This is a genomic window from Petrotoga sp. 9PW.55.5.1, assembly GCF_003265365.1.
Lineage (GTDB): Bacteria > Thermotogota > Thermotogae > Petrotogales > Petrotogaceae > Petrotoga.
In genome coordinates this window covers 98,179-116,948 of the sequence record NZ_AUPM01000003.1, presented here as the reverse complement: position 1 = coordinate 116,948, position 18,770 = coordinate 98,179, and the positions used below count along the sequence as shown (strand labels likewise).

Annotated in this window: 17 protein-coding genes, 1 tRNA gene and 1 riboswitch; of the genes, 15 read left to right on the top strand and 3 right to left on the bottom strand. The window is 31.3% G+C overall.

Features of this window, described 5'->3' with window-relative positions:
* Nucleotides 1-69 precede the first annotated feature (69 nt).
* Both PW5551_RS10115 and PW5551_RS10130 read right to left on the bottom strand, forming a co-directional pair.
* Nucleotides 70-252, bottom strand: a complete 183-nt coding sequence (locus PW5551_RS10115) for a hypothetical protein (protein WP_158526102.1) — start codon at nt 250-252, stop codon at nt 70-72.
* Nucleotides 253-326: 74 nt separating this feature from the next.
* The gene (locus PW5551_RS10130; RefSeq protein ID WP_158526101.1) at nt 327-497 is read right to left on the bottom strand and encodes a hypothetical protein; all 171 of its coding nucleotides are present in this window, start codon (nt 495-497) and stop codon (nt 327-329) included.
* A gap of 110 nt (nt 498-607) precedes the next feature.
* On the opposite strand from PW5551_RS10130, the gene PW5551_RS01050 reads away from it, so the two are divergent.
* Nucleotides 608-684: transfer RNA gene (locus PW5551_RS01050), tRNA-Ile, on the top strand.
* An 83-nt stretch (nt 685-767) separates the two neighbouring features.
* Here PW5551_RS01050 and PW5551_RS01045 read toward each other — a convergent pair.
* Nucleotides 768-2,522, bottom strand: a complete 1,755-nt coding sequence (locus PW5551_RS01045; protein WP_113073665.1) for a proline--tRNA ligase — start codon at nt 2,520-2,522, stop codon at nt 768-770.
* A 209-nt stretch (nt 2,523-2,731) separates the two neighbouring features.
* On the opposite strand from PW5551_RS01045, the gene metG reads away from it, so the two are divergent.
* From metG to PW5551_RS00975, 14 genes are all read left to right on the top strand, one after another.
* Nucleotides 2,732-4,672 carry a methionine--tRNA ligase gene (gene metG, locus PW5551_RS01040; RefSeq protein WP_113073663.1) on the top strand — a complete coding sequence of 647 codons (1,941 nt, stop codon included), beginning with the start codon at nt 2,732-2,734 and terminating at the stop codon, nt 4,670-4,672.
* An 18-nt stretch (nt 4,673-4,690) separates the two neighbouring features.
* A complete protein-coding gene (gene gyrA / locus PW5551_RS01035) occupies nt 4,691-7,132 on the top strand; it encodes a DNA gyrase subunit A (RefSeq protein ID WP_113073661.1) in 2,442 nt (813 codons plus the stop codon).
* Nucleotides 7,133-7,183: 51 nt separating this feature from the next.
* Entirely contained in the window at nt 7,184-7,801 is a 618-nt protein-coding gene (lexA, locus tag PW5551_RS01030) for a transcriptional repressor LexA (protein WP_113073659.1), read from the top strand.
* 43 nt (nt 7,802-7,844) lie between these two features.
* Nucleotides 7,845-8,276 (top strand): ribose 5-phosphate isomerase B, encoded by a 432-nt coding sequence (gene rpiB / locus PW5551_RS01025; protein ID WP_113073657.1) that lies wholly within the window; start codon nt 7,845-7,847, stop codon nt 8,274-8,276.
* Between the two features lie 17 nt (nt 8,277-8,293).
* A complete protein-coding gene (locus PW5551_RS01020) occupies nt 8,294-9,283 on the top strand; it encodes a hypothetical protein (protein WP_113073655.1) in 990 nt (329 codons plus the stop codon).
* A complete protein-coding gene (locus tag PW5551_RS01015; RefSeq protein ID WP_113073653.1) occupies nt 9,283-10,044 on the top strand; it encodes a hypothetical protein in 762 nt (253 codons plus the stop codon). The genes PW5551_RS01020 and PW5551_RS01015 overlap by 1 nt, the downstream gene beginning before the upstream one ends.
* Nucleotides 10,044-10,559: a helix-hairpin-helix domain-containing protein gene (locus tag PW5551_RS01010; protein WP_113073651.1), complete on the top strand. Its 516-nt coding sequence runs from the start codon at nt 10,044-10,046 to the stop codon at nt 10,557-10,559. The genes PW5551_RS01015 and PW5551_RS01010 overlap by 1 nt, the downstream gene beginning before the upstream one ends.
* A complete protein-coding gene (locus PW5551_RS01005; protein ID WP_113073649.1) occupies nt 10,556-11,362 on the top strand; it encodes an epoxyqueuosine reductase QueH in 807 nt (268 codons plus the stop codon). Before PW5551_RS01010 ends, PW5551_RS01005 begins: the two co-directional genes overlap by 4 nt.
* A gap of 13 nt (nt 11,363-11,375) precedes the next feature.
* Nucleotides 11,376-12,761 carry a DUF342 domain-containing protein gene (locus PW5551_RS01000; RefSeq protein WP_113073646.1) on the top strand — a complete coding sequence of 462 codons (1,386 nt, stop codon included), beginning with the start codon at nt 11,376-11,378 and terminating at the stop codon, nt 12,759-12,761.
* A gap of 110 nt (nt 12,762-12,871) precedes the next feature.
* Nucleotides 12,872-13,957: a lipopolysaccharide assembly protein LapB gene (locus PW5551_RS00995; RefSeq protein ID WP_146738311.1), complete on the top strand. Its 1,086-nt coding sequence runs from the start codon at nt 12,872-12,874 to the stop codon at nt 13,955-13,957.
* The gene (gene thyX, locus PW5551_RS00990; protein ID WP_113073642.1) at nt 13,932-14,639 is read left to right on the top strand and encodes an FAD-dependent thymidylate synthase; all 708 of its coding nucleotides are present in this window, start codon (nt 13,932-13,934) and stop codon (nt 14,637-14,639) included. Before PW5551_RS00995 ends, thyX begins: the two co-directional genes overlap by 26 nt.
* Before the next feature lie 19 nt (nt 14,640-14,658).
* Nucleotides 14,659-16,926 carry a POTRA domain-containing protein gene (locus tag PW5551_RS00985; RefSeq protein WP_146738310.1) on the top strand — a complete coding sequence of 756 codons (2,268 nt, stop codon included), beginning with the start codon at nt 14,659-14,661 and terminating at the stop codon, nt 16,924-16,926.
* 37 nt (nt 16,927-16,963) lie between these two features.
* On the top strand, nt 16,964-17,449 hold the full coding sequence (locus tag PW5551_RS00980; protein ID WP_113073638.1) for an HPP family protein: 486 nt from the start codon (nt 16,964-16,966) through the stop codon (nt 17,447-17,449).
* Nucleotides 17,450-17,535: 86 nt separating this feature from the next.
* Nucleotides 17,536-17,719: riboswitch (Lysine riboswitch) on the top strand.
* Nucleotides 17,720-17,792: 73 nt separating this feature from the next.
* Nucleotides 17,793-18,770: an aspartate-semialdehyde dehydrogenase gene (locus tag PW5551_RS00975; protein WP_113073635.1), complete on the top strand. Its 978-nt coding sequence runs from the start codon at nt 17,793-17,795 to the stop codon at nt 18,768-18,770.

The window sequence follows — 18,770 nt, the reverse complement described above, 5'->3', positions numbered from 1 at the left end:
CTATGTTAGAGTCTCCCATTTCTTCCCCCTTGTTATTTGTAGTTTGGTTGAATTATACTTTTGTTCTATTTAAATTATACCATAGAAGTGAAGGTTTTGGTTGAAAGTAAAATTCCCCTTCCTCGAAGGGGTGGATGCAGCGTTTTGTGCTGCAGACGGGGTAGTCATTCTTAAATTTGCTTTCAGCAAATTGAAAATCCAATTCAAAGGTAAATCAAAAGCAACTACCCCGTCTGTGACAAAAAGCGTCACAGCCACCCCTTCAAAAAGGGGAATAAAAATCAATACCCCTCTCAAGAGGGGAATAAAAACTGATATCAGCTCTTTTATTCTTTCAATAATCTGACAGCTTCTTTTTCCAAATTTTCTAAGTCTAATTCCACTTCTTTTTCTAGCAGGTTAAAAACAGCTCTTAGTATAATGATTCTAGGGTACTTTTTTATTAGTATTTTAACAGGGTCATCTTGACTACTTGTCTTTTCAGTTTTAATGCTCATATAATATTACTCCTTCTTAATTATTATATTTTCCCCACCCCTGTTAAAAAGATTTTTTTAAAAAAGTATTGACAAATATTCTTATTAATGCTATAATTATCAACGTGATTGGGCTCGTAGCTCAGTTGGTTAGAGCTTCCGGCTCATAACCGGGTGGTCGGTGGTTCGAATCCACCCGAGCCCACCAATAAAAGCCAAGCTATCTTGGCTTTTATTTTTTACACCTATATTTTACTATTTTTTTTAGATTTTGTCAACTTTTTAGGGCTTTTAAACATTTGATACTGTAGTTGGATCGTAATCCTTTAGTTTTTCTGTTACTTTATGGTAAAACTCTTCTATATTATTTTCGTTGAATTCAATTAAGGAACTTTTTTCTTCATTTCTTAACTTTAATTCTATTTTCCCTTCTTTGAGAGATTTCCCTATAATAATTTTCAAAGGTATTCCAATTAAATCGATATCTTTGAATTTAATTCCAGCTGATACGGCTCTATCATCTATTATTATATCCATTCCTCTTTGTTGCAAGTAATTATATATCTTTTCTGATGTTTCTACAATGTTCATATCGTTCATAGTAACGGGTATGATTGCAACTTCAAATGGAGCGATACTTTTGGGCCATAAAATACCATTTTCATCGTTTAATTGTTCTACAACCGCTCCCAATGTTCTTGATACACCCCAACCATAGCAGCCCATTATATATGGTTTTTGTTTACCGTCTTCGTCTGTAAAAAGGGCGGCCATTTTTGAAGAGTACTTGTTACCGAGTTCAAATATTTGACCAACTTCTATCCCTTTAGTTAGTTTTAAAATAGAATCGCAACTTTCATTAGGACATTTTTCACCTTCTTTAATATATCTAATATCTTCCATCAGATCTATTCTAAAGTCTTGATATGGTGTGGCGTTTATATAGTGTTTCTTTTCTTCCATGGCTCCAATTACACCATTTTTAATGGATTTTATGCTTAAATCAGCAACTATTTTTATATCTTCTGGAATGTTTATGGGACCAATGTTTCCAACATTCAACTTGAATTTCTTATAGACTTCCTCAGCTTCGGCAATATCTATAGTTTGATCTTGTAAAATAGTTCGTAGTTTAGCCACATTAATCTCATAATCTCCCCTTATTAAAGCCATTACCCATCCGTTGTTTGATTTCAATAAGATTGATTTTATAAGTTTGTCTTTAGAAATTTCTAGAAATTTAGAAACTTCTTCTATTGTTTTTGCTTCTTTGGTATCTACTTTCTGGATTTCTTTTATTGGTTCTGATTCATCAGGTATAAACTTTTCTTTGGATTTTGCTTTTTCATCACTAGCTGCATAACCACATTCTTCACAGTAAAAGATTCTTCCTTCACCATTTTTGGCTAATACGTGAAATTCATGAGAAAAAGATCCACCTATCGCTCCAGTATCGGCTTCAACAACGACGTATTTTGCTCCAATCCTTTTTAAAATGTTCTCATAGGCTTGGTAAAATTTCATATAATAATCTCTTAAAGAATCATAATTAGTGTGGAATGTATAGGCGTCTTTCATTATGAACTCTCTGGCTCTTAATACTCCGAATCTAGGCCTTATTTCATCCCTGAATTTTGTAGCTATTTGAAAGACATTGAGAGGCAATTGTTTGTATGATCTTAGTTCGTTTTTCATCAAGAAAGTTACTATTTCTTCGTGAGTTGGGCCTAAGGTGAACTCTCTGTCGTGCCTATCCTTTAGTTTCATAAGTTCAGGACCATAATCGTCCCATCTTCCAGTCATCTTCCAAAGTTCCGCAGGATGAATTATCGGCAGCATAATTTCTTGAGAACCTATATTTTCCATTTCTTCTCTTACAATACTTTCTATCTTTCTTATTACTTTCCATCCAAGCGGTAAATAACTATAAACACCTGAAGATATCTTTCTTATAAATCCACCTCTTATCAATAATTCATAACTTTTGATGTCAGAATCTGATGGAGCTTCTTTTAAAGTAGGAGCATAAAAATCAGAAAACCTCAACTCTATCCCTCCGGTTTCTATAATATTTTTAATATTCTTTCAACGTAACAATTCTTTTGAATTATACCATAGTTTTATTTTTTGAAAATACTCAACTTTAAAATAATTTTCAGAATAAATAAGAATACCAAATGATTTTTTATGATATAATAATTTAGGTTAATAGAAGGAATAAAAATTAATTTTGCAATGAATCCGGAGGTGCTTTCATGGATACGTTTTATGTGACTACCCCAATATATTATGTCAATAGTGAACCTCATATAGGTTCTGCATATACTACCATCGTTGCTGACATAATTGCTAGATTTAAAAGGATGTTGGGGTACGATGTTTTCTTCTTAACGGGGACAGATGAACACGGTCAAAAGGTTTTACAAGCTGCCAAAGAAAGAAATATGTCTCCACAAGAATATGTGGATAATCTTTCATCAAAATTCAAAAAATTGTGGGACGAACTTGGGATAAGTTACGACCATTTTGTAAGAACAACTGATGATTATCATATGAAAACCGTTCAGATAATGATAAATAAAATGATCGAAAAAGGGGATATATACAAGGGAAAATATACCGGTTGGTATTGTATACACGATGAATCGTTTTGGGATGAAAAAGAGATAATAATAAAAGAGAACACAAAATTATGTCCTGAGTGTAATAGAGAATTAAAATGGGTAGAGGAAGAGAATTATTTTTTCAAACTTTCAAAATATACCCAACCTCTTTTAGACCATTATGAAAAACATCCTGATTTTGTTGAGCCGTCTTTTAGAAAAAATGAGATGCTTCAAATTTTAAAGAGTGGTTTGAACGATTTAAGTATTACCCGAACAACTTTCGATTGGGGTATACCTTTAGAATCCGATCCAAAACATGTTGTCTATGTTTGGGTGGATGCTTTAATAAATTATGTTAGTTCTATTGGTTACTTTGATGATAAAGAGAAGTTCGATAAATACTGGCCCGCGGATCTTCATTTAATAGGTAAAGAGATTAACAGGTTTCATTCAATTATATGGCCTGCAATGCTGATGTCTGCTGATCTGCCTCTTCCTAAAAAAGTTTTCGCTCATGGGTGGTTGACTGTAAATGGCCAAAAAATATCTAAATCTCTGGGAAATGCGGTTGATCCTAGAATTTTAATGGATGCATATGGCAAAGATGCTGTTAGATATTACTTGCTAAGAGATATAAATTTTGGAAGAGATGGGGATTTTTCAGAAGAAAATCTTATAACAAGGTACAATGCGGATTTGGTTAATGATTTGAGCAATTTAGTATACAGAACACTTACTATGGCGGAGAAATATTTCAATGGGGTTATCCCAAAACCTCAAGAAAAAGATATAATAGATGAAGAACTATACGATATTCTTGAAAACAAAACAAAAGAGTATTTAAAATGTATGGATTCTTATCAATTTACACAGGCTTTAGAGAATCTTTGGGAATTAATAAGATTTTCTAATAAATATATCGATTTGACGGAACCTTGGATTTTAGGTAAAGACCCCGAAAGAAAAGATAGACTGGCAACGGTCATATATAATTTGCTTGATAGTATTAGAATAATAGCAGTTCTAATAAGCCCTGTGATGCCAGATACCTCAAAAATAATACTACAAAAGTTCGGTTACGATTTAAATCATTTAAGCCCTAAAAATTTTAGGAAAGGGGTATTAGAATACGGGATAAAAATAGATAAAGGCTCTCCGGTTTTTGAAAGAATAGATACCAAAACCTGGAAAAGAATAATAAAAACAACAGAAACAGAGGAGGCAGAAAAAGTTATGTCAGAAGAAAATACTAATATACAAAATATTATTGAGATAGATGATTTCAAGAAAGTTGATCTTAGAGTTGCCCAAGTAATCAAAGCAGAAAATATAGAAAAATCTAACAAATTACTACGTTTACAACTAGATGTTGGCCCCTTAGGAACCAGACAGATTATTGCAGGAATTAAGAATTTTTATTCACCGGAAGATTTAGAGAATAAAAAAATAATTATAATTTCAAACTTAAAACCCGCTAAATTGATGGGTGAAACATCAGAAGGAATGCTATTGGCAGCAAAAGATTCTAATGGAAATTTAAGTGTATTAACAGTAGAAAAAGACGTAGAAGCCGGCGCAAAGATTTCATAATGGAGGTAAATGTAAAAAATGGAAGATCAAAACCAGATAATAATTAAAGATTTTACCGATGAACTTAGAACTTCATATTTATTATACTCTATGAGCGTTATTGTTAGTAGAGCTATCCCAGATGTAAGGGATGGATTGAAACCCGTTCAAAGAAGAATATTATATTCTATGAGTGAGTTGGGGTTAAAACATAATTCTTCATTCAAAAAAAATGCCCGTATTGTTGGAGAAGTTATGGGTAAGTATCATCCCCATGGGGATGCTGCTATTTATGATGCCCTGGTTAGAATGGGTCAATCTTTCACTTTGAGATACCCATTAGTTGAAGCTCAAGGAAACTTTGGTTCGATAGATGGCGATCCGCCTGCCGCAATGAGGTATACTGAGGCAAGGATGCCTGAATTAGGCGAGTATATGCTCAAAGATATAGATAAAGACACTGTTGATTTCAGGGATAACTTCGATGGCTCTTTAAAGGAACCTATAGTTTTACCTACGAGATTACCTAATCTTTTAATGAATGGTTCTAGTGGAATTGCTGTTGGAATGACTACAAATATTCCACCACATAATTTAAAAGAACTGGTGAATGCCTTAAAATTAATGATTGAAAATCCCGATTGTGAGGTAAAAGACTTACTAAAACATATTAAAGGCCCTGATTTTCCAACAGGTGGTTTGGTAGTTGATGGAGAAAATCTAGCTGAGCTATATGAGAATGGAAGAGGCAAAATAACTATTAGAGGGAAATATAGAATTGAAGAGAATGATAAGGGAACTTCCATTGTTTTTGATGAAATTCCTTACAACGTCTCTAAATCTGATATAATTCAACAAATAGTTAAATATGCAGTCAGATTAAAAGAACAAAAAAAGGATTCTGGAATTAAAGATGTAAGAGACGAAAGCGATAAAGAGGGAATTAGGCTAGTTATAGAATTAAAAAGAAATGCGAATATAAAAAGATTGATCAATGAATTGTTTAAACACACAAATCTTCAATCATATTTTTACGTTCAGATGAATGTCATTGATAAAGATAAACCTTCTTTGATGAATTTAAAAATGTTATTGCAAAGCTTTTTAGATCACAGGGTTGAAGTAATAACCCGAAGAGTAAAATATGAATTAGAAAAGGCTAAAAAAAGAGCTCATATCGTGGAAGGGTTAATAAAAGCTGTTCAAGGAATAGACACGGTTGTGGAAATTATTAGAAATTCTGAGAATCCAGAAATGGCTTTAAAAAATTTGCAGGAAACAATAGGTGTAACCCAAGAACAAGCAAAAGCTATAGCAGATATGCGATTAATAAGTCTTTCAAGATTGGAATCCAACAATCTAAAAGAAGAGTTAAAAGGCTTATATACCCAGATAGAAAAAGATATCGAAATTTTGAATAATAAAGATAAATTGATGAATGTAATTAAGGAAGAACTTGATGAAGTACGTGAAAAATTCGGTGATGATAGAAGAACTGAAATTCTGTACAACGAATCAAATTTTTCTGAAGAAGTTGAAATGGTTCAAGATGAAGATGTCGTTATTGTACTAACAAAATGGGGATATATAAAAGCCATTCCTTCAAATGAATATAAGGTCCAGGGAAGAGGCGGAAAAGGTGTAAAAGGGTTAAAAATATCTGAAGATGATAACGTTAAAGAAATAATCAATACTAACAGATTATCTAAGCTTATGTTGATAAGTTCTGCGGGAAAAGCTTATCAAATTAACGCTTATGAGATAGAAACAAGTTTCAAAGGATCAAAAGGTAAACATATCGCTAATTTTATTAGTTTGAGTGAGGCAGAAGATATAAAAACTATCGCTCCAATTTCCTTAGACGGAGATTATGATAAAGATATTATGATCTTTACAAAATTAGGAAAGGTAAAAAGAACTTCGCTAAGAGAATTTAGAAATGCAAGAAACAACGGTATTAGGGCCATAAATTTATCAGATAACGATATGGTAGTGGATGCAATCCTATTAAATAGCAAAGATGAAAATATATTGGTAATTACAAAAAAAGGTATGGCGCTTAAATTCCATTCATCCGATGTAAGAAAGATGGGGAGAAACGCCATGGGAGTTAACTCTATTAAGTTAAGGAAAGATGATGAAGTGGTGAATGTCGTAAGAGAGGAAAAAGATAAAAAATTACTATTAATAACCGAAAAAGGTTATGGAAAAAGAGCTTTATTTGATTCCTACAGGGTTCAGAATCGTGGAGGCGTAGGTTTAAAAACAGTAAGAGATGTTTTGAAGATCGGTTCTATTATATGCGCTATGAGTGTACAAGACGGAAAAGATATTCTTGTTTTTACTAAAAAAGGCAAAGCAATTAGAGTTAACGTTGATAATATAAACGTTTTAGGCAGAATTACCCAAGGAGTTATTGTTGTTAGGTTAGATGAAAATGATTCAGTAGTGGGAACAATAGAGGTTCAAGAAACCGAGTGAAATTTTGTTTAAACGAATATACCTGTAAAAATTAAGAAAGGGGATACGAAAATGGAAGATTTAACAAAAAGGCAAGCCCAAATCTTAGAATTCCTAAAATCTTATATGGGAAAAAACGGATTTGCACCAAGTATAAGAGATATAATGAAGCATTTTGGATTCAAAAGTCCGAGAGCTGCTCACAAACACCTAATAATTTTAGAAAAAAAAGGCTACATTGAAAGAAAAAATGTTTCAAGAGGAATCAGGATTACTCCTAAGTCTGGTGAAATTTTCGCATCAGAAACTTTAGCCCCTATTTCAGGAAAGATAGCTGCTGGTGATGCTATAGAAGCAATACAATCGGTAGTAGATTATGTACCAATACCAACAAATTTCTTCCCAAAATCTTATGAGTATTTTTCGTTGAAAGTTGAAGGAAACTCTATGATAGATGCACAGATTAGGAGTGGAGATTTTGTTATAATTAGAAGACAAGAGTACGCTAATGATGGGGATATAGTAGTGGCATTAATAGATGACAGGAATGCCACCTTAAAAAAATTTAAAAGATTGAATGAAGAAGAAATTCTGCTAATTCCGGAAAACAAGCAAATGAAAGAGATAAAAATTAAAGCCAACAGATTAAAGATACAAGGTAAAATGGTTGGTTTAATCAGATTCATGTAAATTTATATAACTATTGTTGCTTTTTATAAGGAGTGAATTGAGTGTGAAAATAGCGATTGCTTCTGATCATGCAGCATATAAAATGAAGGAAGCTATTAAAAAGTATTTGAAAAGTAAAAATATAGATTTTATAGATTTAGGAACTGATTCTGAAGAGAGCGTAGATTATCCTGATTATGCAAAAATATTAGGAGAAAAAGTTGCTAAAAAAGAAGTTGATTTCGGTATTGGGTTGTGTGGAACTGGCATTGGTATGTCCATATCTGTAAATAAAGTTAAAGGTATTCGTGGTGCATTGTGTCTTTATCCTTCTATGGCAGAATATGCGCGTAAACATAACGATGCAAATGTATTAGTTTTAGCAGGAAGACTTATGGGGCCAGACTTAGCAATTTGGACGGTTGATAAGTTTTTATCAACGGAGTTTGAAGGCGGGAGACACAAAACCCGGGTTGAAAAAATAGAGAGAATTTAATAAAAGGATGAAATATAATGAAAAGCCTTAGTTTTTCAAAAGGGATTGAAAAAGACATTACAATAAACATAAATGTCGGCTACTATGAAAGTTTTTTAAAAAAATATACTTCAAAATATGGAACACTGCTTATTATTGACGAAAAGTTAAAAAGAAATTTATATTTTGAAGACCGTTCAAACATCATCTTTGAAAAAGGTGGAAGTGAAGCAAAATATTTTGATAGGTATTTAGAATTATGCAAAATAATGATGTCTGAAAATTACAACAACTTGATAGTGGTAGGTGGAGGATCTTTAATTGATTTGGCTGGTTACGTTTTTCACACTTTAGATTTTCCAAAAGGCACATTTACTATCGTGCCAACAACGTTGTCTTCAATGATATATTTACCAGTTTCAGGCGAATTTTACCTAGATTTAAACTACACGAAAAATTTCTTAAAAGTGTCAGGATATCCTGATTTTGTGTATGTTGACCCTTATTTTTGTAAGTTTTTAGAAAAACATGATATGAAAAACCATTTTTTCTTAGGTTATATTTTGGGTCTTTTATTCGATAAGAACTTCGCAACTTTATCGTTGAAATACTCAAAAAATTTTATTCGTTTAGATCTTGAAGAATACCTTTATTCATCTGTAAAATTTGCTTTATCATTGTATTCTAATGATTTCCCTTTCCCAGGGACAAAATTGATGAAATATCTTATAGATACTACTAATAGTCCTGATTTCATTAAGAATGAGGCGTTGTCTTTTGCTTTTCTTGTGTTTTTAAGTTATAAATTCAATTATATTAAAGAAAAAAATTTTGTAAATATTTTTGAGAATATTACTGGATTTAATAATCTAAAGTCTGTAAAAATAAAAAGTATCAAGTCAACTATAAAAAATATACCGATTAGGGAAGTATTAATTACTGAAGATGGATTCGAGAGTGCTATTTTGAATTTTGGTGAAATAAAAGATTATATACCAGAATTCAATGGTTTGTTGAGAGGTGTGTAATGCAAAATAAGAATGCTGTTTGGTTTAGACTTATTTTAATAATTACATTTATATTACCCATGGTTACTTTTATTCTTACAGGCTATACAATTTATTTAAAAAGCCAAATGAATCAACTAACCCTAAAGATCGAGGAGTTAGAGTTTTATAATAATTATTCAAGCCTAGAGAATCAAGCTCCTACAACCAATCCAATAGAAGAATTGAAATTGCCTGAAATTGAAATAGGAAGTACCAAAGCTGAAGTAAGTTATAATATTCAAGAGCTTGATTTTCATATACTATTAAATAACTCAGTTTCCTTATTAAAACCATACAACCCTGGAAGTGTAAGAATTTTTTACAACCAAAGGCAAGCCTATGAAGAGGCGTTGTTTGCATTAGAAAATGAAATTCCTTACTTCATATTTGAAAATGAAAATAAGTATTATTTGTATCGTGCTGATTATGATCTGCAAGTTGGGCAAGATTTGCAAAATATGTTATCTATTCAAATTCGTCTATATAATTCCCCTGCTCCTGTGGTTTTTCCTACTATATTATTAAGACAAGCCAATATACCTGCCTTTGTCTATAACGGGAAATATCCTCAGAGTAAAGAAGATTATTGGTCTATACTCATAGGATTTTTTGAAGATAAAAACGAGGCCCAAAGATATCTACAAAGTATGGACGTAAAGATGATTTCAGATTTAACTGGTTTTGATATAAAAGATAGGTTCGTCAAAGATGAGCTATATTTTCAAGGAACAGCTAAATAATGAAGAAAAATTTAATTGTTGTTCTGGTATTAATTTTAACGGTTTTTTTAATAGGGTTTATCAATTTAAATGATGAAGCTATGAATAATCTGAACTATGAATTTCAAGAAGAACCTGTCAAAGTGGATCTATTAACCGCCAATGTCGAAGACTTGTTAGTGTTACCAGGTATAGGCCCTGCTAAAGCTCAAGCTATCATAAAATTTAGAGAGGAAAAAGGCTTCAATTCTATAGAAGATATAATGAAAGTTTCTGGTATTGGAGAAAAAACTTTTTCAAATATCAAATCTTATATTTATATTTCTGAAGTAACTTACAAAATTCATGAGGGAAAAATCAATTTGAATACAGCTAGTTTGGAAGATTTAAAAACCCTTCCTGGTATTGGAAAAATATCTGCTCAGAAAATAATTGATTATAGATCAGTAAAAAAAATTTCTGATACAGAAGATTTAAAAAAGTTAGGCATACCCACCTCTACAATTAAGAAAATTGAAGGGATGATTACCTTTTGAGAGTATTTTTACATGTTTGTTGTGCTCCTGATTTAGCCGTATCATATGAAAAATTAATTGCCAACGGGTTGGATCCCGTTTTATACTTTTATAACCCTAATATTTATCCTACAGATGAATATGTGAAAAGATTGAATGAGGTTAAAAAGTTAAGTGAAATATGGCAACTTGAGTTGATTGAAGAAAATTATGATCCCAATGATTTTCTAGATAAGATCGAAGCGGTGAAAAATGAGAAATCAAAAAGATGTTATGAATGTATGAAATTAAGATTAGAAAAGACAAAAATTGAAGCCAAAAAAAGAAATTTCGAGATATTTTCAACAACCCTTTTATCTTCTCCCAGAAAATCTCATTATGATATACAAAGTATAGCAAAAAAATTAGAAGAAAATGACCTAACTTTTAAATATATAAACTTTCGTTCAAATAACGGAATAAAAATAGGTGCCAACATATGTAAAACATACAATATTTACCGTCAAAAATATTGTGGATGTTCTTTCTCGTTAAATGAATCTCAAAAATATGAAGAAATATCTAAAGAAAATAATTTGAAAAATTTAAGTAATTTGCTAGGTGAAAGCACAGCCAAAATTTGGTTTAAGTTTTATAAAACAGATTTGTTACGTATTCCAGAAGATATTCCAGCTTACTTAATAGAAAAAACTGATCTTAAAATTTTACAATATCTGAAACCCCAAATCGTTTTGATAAAAAAAGATATTGCTAAAGATATTGGTATTTTAAATAATTCAAGATTTAAAGTAGGCAGATGGAAAGGAAAAGCTATAATTTGGTAACGGAGGTTATAAAATGGCCAAATATGAAGTAAGACTTTCCGAAGATGGGATGCTTGCAACAATAAAATTGGTAGATGATGGTAAACCTCCAACTATTGGGGGTATTCAATCTATTTTAAAAGAAAAAAACGTTGCTGTAGGGATAAAAGCTGAAACAATAGAAGAGATTATATCTAATCCAAATTATGATAAAGAATATGTTATAGCAACTGGTATACCTCCAAAAACAGGAAAAGATGGAAAGATAATCTTTCAAAAATTTATGGAAAAAGATACCAATAGCGCAAATAATTATATGGATTTGAAAGAAAGAAGCGAATTGATTATAGTTAAAAGAGGGTTTGAGTTAGCAAGGATTGAACCTCCAACAAAAGGTGAACCTGGAAAGATTGTAACGGGAGAGGTTATAGAAGGCTTGGAAGGAAAGGAAGCAAAAATAAAAACTGGGGAAAACACATTGATAGTAGATAATACAATAATATCTAAAATCGATGGAAAATTCATTACCAAAAAAGATTCCAACGGAGAAATTATTATTGATGTAACTGATGAACATAAGATTGAAGGAAACATAGACTATTCTACAGGTAACGTCCGGTTCCCAGGAAAATTAATAATTAACGGTGATGTAAAACCAGGCTTCGTAGTTGAAGCTACTCTTTATTTAGAAATTAAAGGGATAGTTGAATCCGCAACTACTATTTGCGAAGGGGATGCGAAAATATTCGGTATTAAAGGATCTGGTAAAAGCTTAGTTAAATCTAAGAATCTAACTTGTAATTATATAGAAAATGCAACAGTTGAAGTTACAGAAGGTTTGGTGGTTAAAACATCTATAGTTAACTCATATATTAAAGCAGGGAAACACGTTATTGTTGAAGGCAATAAGGGAAGAATATCTGGAGGAAGTATTTTAGCAACAAACCTAATAGAAGCTGATATATTAGGCAGTGAAATGGGAGTTAAAACAATATGTGAAGTTGGTATTTTACCAGATTTGAATGAGAAATTAATTGAGCTGGAACATAAAATAGCAGTAGATAGCGAAAATTTGAGAAAAACTTCTACAATCATAAAGGGTTTAAAAAACATACAAGATAAGAATAAACTCAATAGTAAGCAGATAGAATATTTCAAAAAATCGCTAAAAACTTTCAAGATCCTTACTTCAGAACTTAAAAATAATAAAGAATCTTTAGAAAAGCTAAAAAAATTAATTGAAGCCTCACAGAGTTCTGCTTTTATTATTTCAAGAAATATTGTTTATCCTGGTACTGAAATTATCATTCACAAGAGAAAATTTGCTCCAACTAAACCTATTACAAAAGTTGTTTTTAAATTGGAAAATAATGAAATAGTGCCCCATAACTATCAATCTAACGTAGATGTTAAAAATTAAATTATTTTTTACTAAAATTATTGAGGAGATTTTTTATGAGTCAGATTAAAAGAATTTTTTCTTTTTCTTTCTTCTTTTTCGTAATCTACTTTGTCTGTTTTGGAGGAATCTTGGACAATTTTGTTTACACATTTGATACGGATGAATTATTGAATTCTTCTGAACTTGAGTTGAATGTTTTAGGTTTGTATTTAAAATATATTGAAGAAGGCAAAGAGGAGTACAAAATCACTGCTAACCAAACAAGATCTTATTTATATTCACAATTAAAGCCAGATGATTCAGCGGTTTTAAATGTTTTATCTGAATATACACCTGGAAATGAAGAAGAGGCAATAAGAAAGCTGGATATTGTTGTAAGCAATTATCCTGATTCTGTAATTGCAAATGCTATTAGAATTTATTTTGATTTTATAAAATGGGAAAAAACAAAAGATGCTCAATCATTTAAGAAAATTTTAAGTTCAATTGATATAATAAAAGAAAGTATTGGAGACACACCTTTTACTGTCTATTACGAATCGATATTAGAATGGGAAGCATCTGACTCTGAAAAAAAAGATGCTTTGTTAGAAAACCTTGAAAATATGTATTGGGATTATCCATCAAATAGAAAAATACAAGAGTTGTTGATTGTTCAGGCTTTTGAATTAGAAAAGTTTGAAAAAGTTACTCAATTAGCAAATAGCTATATTAGTATTTCCAACAAAGATGAAAGAATAATATTTTTAATTGCTTCATCTTATTTTCATTTGGATAAGATAAAAGAAGCACGTAGTCAGATTGAATGGATAATTCAAAATTCTACCAAAAAAACAGTGCTTTCTAAAAGTTATGAACTTTTAGGGGATATTTCTAACACTTTAACTCAAAAAAATAATTATTACAAAATGTCCGCAGAAATAGATCCTGAAAATTCTGATGCTTTAGCAAAACTTGCAACATCTTTATATCAAGAAAATGAAAAAGACAATTTGGAGATTTCTAGAATGTATTTGGCTCGAGCTCTTGTCAACAACCCTGATAATCATTCTATTCAAGAAGCTTTAAAAGTTATCGATAGGAAATTAAAAAGAAATTATTTTTTATCAATACATTTGCCGTTTTTCATCGTACTTTTAGGAATATTTTTTGTTGTATATAAATTTGGAGGGGAGAATAAATCAGAAAATGGAAATAGAAACCAAGACGATTAAGGTACTGGACAAAGGATTCGTAACTTTAATAGATGTTATGGGTGACGATAGAGCCGCTGTAAGAGCCGCAAGAGTCTCTCATGGCAAAGACCTTTCAACTGATGAAAAAGATAAAAAATTAATAAATTATTTGATGGAACATGGACATTTATCTCCATTCGAACATATTACATACACATTTCATGTAAAAGCCCCTATTTTCGTTACAAGACAGTGGTTCCGCCATAGGATTGGTATGTCTCCAAATGAAATGAGTAGAAGATACACTTCAAAAAAAGCTGATGAGTTTTATTTACCTTCAGAAATTAGAGTTCAAGATAAAAAAGATAAGCAAAGTAGCAAAATAATTGATGAGCCTTTACTAAAAGAAAAATCCCTTAAAATTATTGAAGAAACGTATAATAGAATTTATGAAGCTTACGAAGAGTTATTAGAGATGGGAGTCGCGCGAGAGTTAGCTCGCATTATTTTACCTGTTGGTGAGTATACCGAATTCTATTTGACTACAAATTTGAGGGCTTTGATGCATTTTATAGATTTAAGGTTGAGTAGTCATGCACAATTAGAAATACAGGAATATGCAAAGGCACTAATGTTTTTTTTCAGAGAAACTTGTCCTTGGACATATGAAGCATACATAAAGTACCAGTATAAGGGGGACCTTTTACAAAATGATTTTTAAAAATTTAGGAGGTTTTAAAGTGAAAAAGTACTCATTATTAGTTACATTATTCTTGATAACAAGTTTTTCTTTTGCTATTACTCTTTTAAAAGATATTACTTACAATACAGATATATCTTATGCAGCAACGGATGTAGAAAGAGCATTAACAAACTTTGGAATTGAAGAAGGATCTTACGTTGGAGATATTGACGTTAGGTTGGCCTTACAAGATATCCTTAAAACCGGCTATTTTACATCTGTTTCATATAATCTAGATGAGGCAACTGGTAGTTTAGAATTAGTATTCACACCTAATCCCATTGTTTCGAAATATGAGGTAGTCATTTTAGGTGACAAATTAATAGAAAAGAAAAATATCGAATCAGTAATTAGCTTAGAAAGTAATATACCAGTGAATCTTAATAAAATACAAAGTTCAATGAAAAATATTCAAGATTTATATATAAAAAATGGTTATCAGTTTGTCGATGTTTCTACTAACCTACAAATAACTGGAGAAGGCATAAGCATAGAAGCAACAGAAATAAACGATAAAACATATGATTCCGATACCCTTCTATTTATAGTAAAAGAATACACACTTTGGGATTTGGAATTAAGAGGAGAGTTAGCGCAACTTAACGTTGATGAAATAAAAGAAAGGCTTGGTTTTAATTTCAGAAAAGATTGGAACAGTAAGTTTTTCTTATTCAGACCAAGTGCAAAAGAGACATATCCAAGTTTTCAAAAGATTCAAAACATTTTAAATTCTTTGAATCAGATACCGTTTTTCTCTGCTGATACCAATGTGCGTTTTGAAATTATTGATATACCGGAGAATAAAGGTGGAGAGCTAATTTTAGTTTTAGAAGGCAGTTTAAGAAAAATTGTTGAAGATGAACCTGTTACAGTATCCAAGATTAATTTTGTTGGTAATGAAAGTATCGAAGATTTTAGATTAAATGATGCTGTTCAAACATATATAGTTCCTAGTGAACAAGCGTACAATTTAGATCTTTTGTATGCTTACGATAGCGTTCTTCAAACATATTTTAAAGAAGGTTATATTTACACAAATATTATTCCAAAATATGAAAATGAAGAATTAATATTCGAAATAAGAGAGTCAAAAGTTGGTAGCGTAGAAATAACACCAGAAGCCACAGCAAAGACCCAAAAATATATATTAGATTCTTTGGTGAAAATTAATTCTGGAGAACCGGTGAATCAGAAAAAACTACAAGATACTTATGTATCTTTTGTTGGTACAGGTTTCTTTAAAGATGTTTGGATTCAACCTTTTCCTGAAGAAGAAGACGTTATAGGATTCAGAATTACTCCTATAGAAAGCGATAAAATTGGAAAATTAATGGGTGGAGTTACTTGGACAATGCCTGATGGAGAAGAATGGTATAAAGGATTTAGTGGTGAATTAGAAGTACAATGGTTAAATCCTTTTGGGTATGGTCAGACTTTTTCTGTGAATACTTCTCTTAATCCACTCGGAAATAAATACGTAATTGGTTTTGATTACAATGTAATCAAATTAGGTGGTTCTAACTTAGATTTAGGTGCTAATATATCTTATGTTATTAACCCAGACGGACAATATTTCAGCAATATTGATAATACGGCTAAAAATTACCTATCATTAGGAATATCGCCAAGATACGAATTATTTGATTTTTCATATCTAACTGGGTCTATTTCTTACAATAATTATTCTCTAGTAAATGAGGATAAACTGAATGTTCTTTCAGGATCTGTGGGATATCTTTACAACAATTTAGATAGCCCTTACAGACCTTACAACGGACAGTATTTTCAATTCAGAGGGCTAGGTGGTATTGAAACAACTAATACAGGTAACTACTATATTGGTTTTGACACACAAGGTAAATTATTTAGAACTTATTATAAGTTTACCCCTGCAGTAAAACTTAGATTTGGAAGTGTCTATAATTCTAATGAAGATTCTAACCTCAATTATAAATTTGGGGTAGGCGGAATGTACACTGTTAGAACTTATGATTTCAATAAACAAATAGGTAATTTTGTTCTGCAATTCAACACTGAAGTATCTTATGAATTAGTTCGAGGGGATGTACCTCTTGATGCTTTAGCTTTCTTTGATTATGGTAGTGCTAAAGATAGTATTTCTGATCTAACTTTGGACAATAGCCTTTTGTCTTTTGGCGGTGGGTTGAGAACAACGATTCCATTGTTCGGACAGATTAGTTTTGGTTACGGTTGGGATAAAGATCTTGATGGTCATTTCTGGTTTGGTTTTGGACAGACATTCTGATAAAATTAATTTTTGTTTAAAAGAAGGCTTAAGATAATTGAGAATATTTGAGATCCTTTCAAAGTTTAAGGCAAATTGGAAAAATTATGTGTTACAAAGTATTTTAGCCACAATAACAGTGTTTTTTATTTTTACGATTTTAAATGTACAAGAACGTCCCATAATAGTTAGTTCGATGGGAGCAACTACTTTTATTGTTTTTGCTATGCCAAAAAGCATGGTTGCTAAAGCTAGGAATATTATCGGTGGTCACGCAGTTGGATTCATTTGTGGTTCGTTATTTTCTTTAATTTTTAGTAACACGGGTCCTTTGTTTTCTAATATTTCTTACGCTTTAGCAGTTGGCTTATCTATATTTATAATGGTGGTAATTGATACTGAGCATCCACCTGCTGCGGGAACAGCGTTGAGTTTATGTATATTTGGATTTAGTTTAAATGCTTTTTTATCTGTTTTTTTAAGTATAATAATATTATCTATTGTACATCATTTTTTAAAACCTTATATGATAGATTTGATTTAAAAAAAGGTTTCTGAATCTAGTAAATTAAAATTTAATTATTAATTAATTTTTATGTTATTTTAGTATGTTATTGTATAAAAAATAATATACATGGCGGAGGTGCGGCCAAGAAGAGTAACTCTTCGCTGAAAGTCTGAGGGAGGTTTAAAGAAGAGTGAAAGGTGAGGTCGCCGAAGGAGATAGAAAGAATCCCTCTACTTTTTTCTCCTGGGTATGTGGGGAATACCTACATAACTGTCACGTAGCTTAACGTGGAGGGCCGCTAAAATGGATTTTAATATACCAACCATTATATAACCTCTCCACTTAAGAGAGGTTTTTTATTTTTGGAGGTGTGACTTTTGTGAAAATAGGTGTTGTAGGAGCTACAGGTGAAGTTGGCCGAACATTTTTAAAATTATTTGAAGAATACAAAATGCTCAATGAAATAACGGAATTAAGATTATTTGCCTCTGAAAGGTCAAAAGGTCAAAAGGTCAAAGTAGGCAGCGATGAAATTATCGTTGAAGAGCTCAAAGAAAGAAACATGACAGAAAGATTTGATTACTTGTTTTTCTCTGCGGGTTCAGATGTATCAAAAATATATGCCCCTCTTGCTCAAAATGCTGACAATACTGTTATAGATAATTCTTCACAATTTAGAATGTACAATAATGTTCCACTTGTTGTTCCTGAGATAAATGGAGACCTTTTGAAAGGTTACAAAGGGATAATCGCTAATCCAAATTGTTCAACTATACAAATGGTTTTGGCATTAAACGGTATAAATCAAAAATTAGGTATAGAAGAAATCGTTGTTTCAACATATCAAGCAGTATCAGGAGCAGGGAATAAAGGCATAACAGAGCTGTTAAATCAAGAAAAAGGAATAAACTCAGTAAATCATTTCCCGAAAGTTATAAAAAATAATGTAATTCCAATAATAGGATCAGATCTTGACAATAGTTTTACCTTTGAAGAAGAAAAGATGATAAAAGAAACCAGAAAGATCTTTTCAAACAATGAGATAAGAATATTTCCTACAACAGTGAGGGTTCCTGTTCTTTATGGGCATTCAGAATCGATATTGGTAAAAACTAAAATTGATGCCGAAAAAGATGAAATAATAAACCTGATTAAGATTACACCTAATGTTGAATATACAGATGAGAAACTTACTCCTTTAGAGGTTGCAGGTACGGATACTACTTTCGTTTCAAGAGTTAGAAAACCTCAAGAAAAAACATTTTTAATGTGGGTTGTTGCTGATAATATAAGGGTTGGGGCCGCAACAAACGCTATTAGAATACTAAAAAAACACAAAGAACTAAATAAAAAATAG

Excerpts from the sequence above, each read along its gene's own strand:
- PW5551_RS01015 (WP_113073653.1), top strand. The coding sequence starts at position 9,283 with ATGCAAAATAAGAATGCTGTTTGGTTTAGACTTATTTTAATAATTACA.
- PW5551_RS01000 (WP_113073646.1), top strand. The coding sequence starts at position 11,376 with ATGGCCAAATATGAAGTAAGACTTTCCGAAGATGGGATGCTTGCAACA.
- metG (WP_113073663.1), top strand. The coding sequence starts at position 2,732 with ATGGATACGTTTTATGTGACTACCCCAATATATTATGTCAATAGTGAA.
- gyrA (WP_113073661.1), top strand. The coding sequence starts at position 4,691 with ATGGAAGATCAAAACCAGATAATAATTAAAGATTTTACCGATGAACTT.
- lexA (WP_113073659.1), top strand. The coding sequence starts at position 7,184 with ATGGAAGATTTAACAAAAAGGCAAGCCCAAATCTTAGAATTCCTAAAA.
- PW5551_RS10130 (WP_158526101.1), bottom strand. The coding sequence starts at position 497 with ATGAGCATTAAAACTGAAAAGACAAGTAGTCAAGATGACCCTGTTAAA.
- PW5551_RS01020 (WP_113073655.1), top strand. The coding sequence starts at position 8,294 with ATGAAAAGCCTTAGTTTTTCAAAAGGGATTGAAAAAGACATTACAATA.
- thyX (WP_113073642.1), top strand. The coding sequence starts at position 13,932 with ATGGAAATAGAAACCAAGACGATTAAGGTACTGGACAAAGGATTCGTA.
- PW5551_RS01010 (WP_113073651.1), top strand. The coding sequence starts at position 10,044 with ATGAAGAAAAATTTAATTGTTGTTCTGGTATTAATTTTAACGGTTTTT.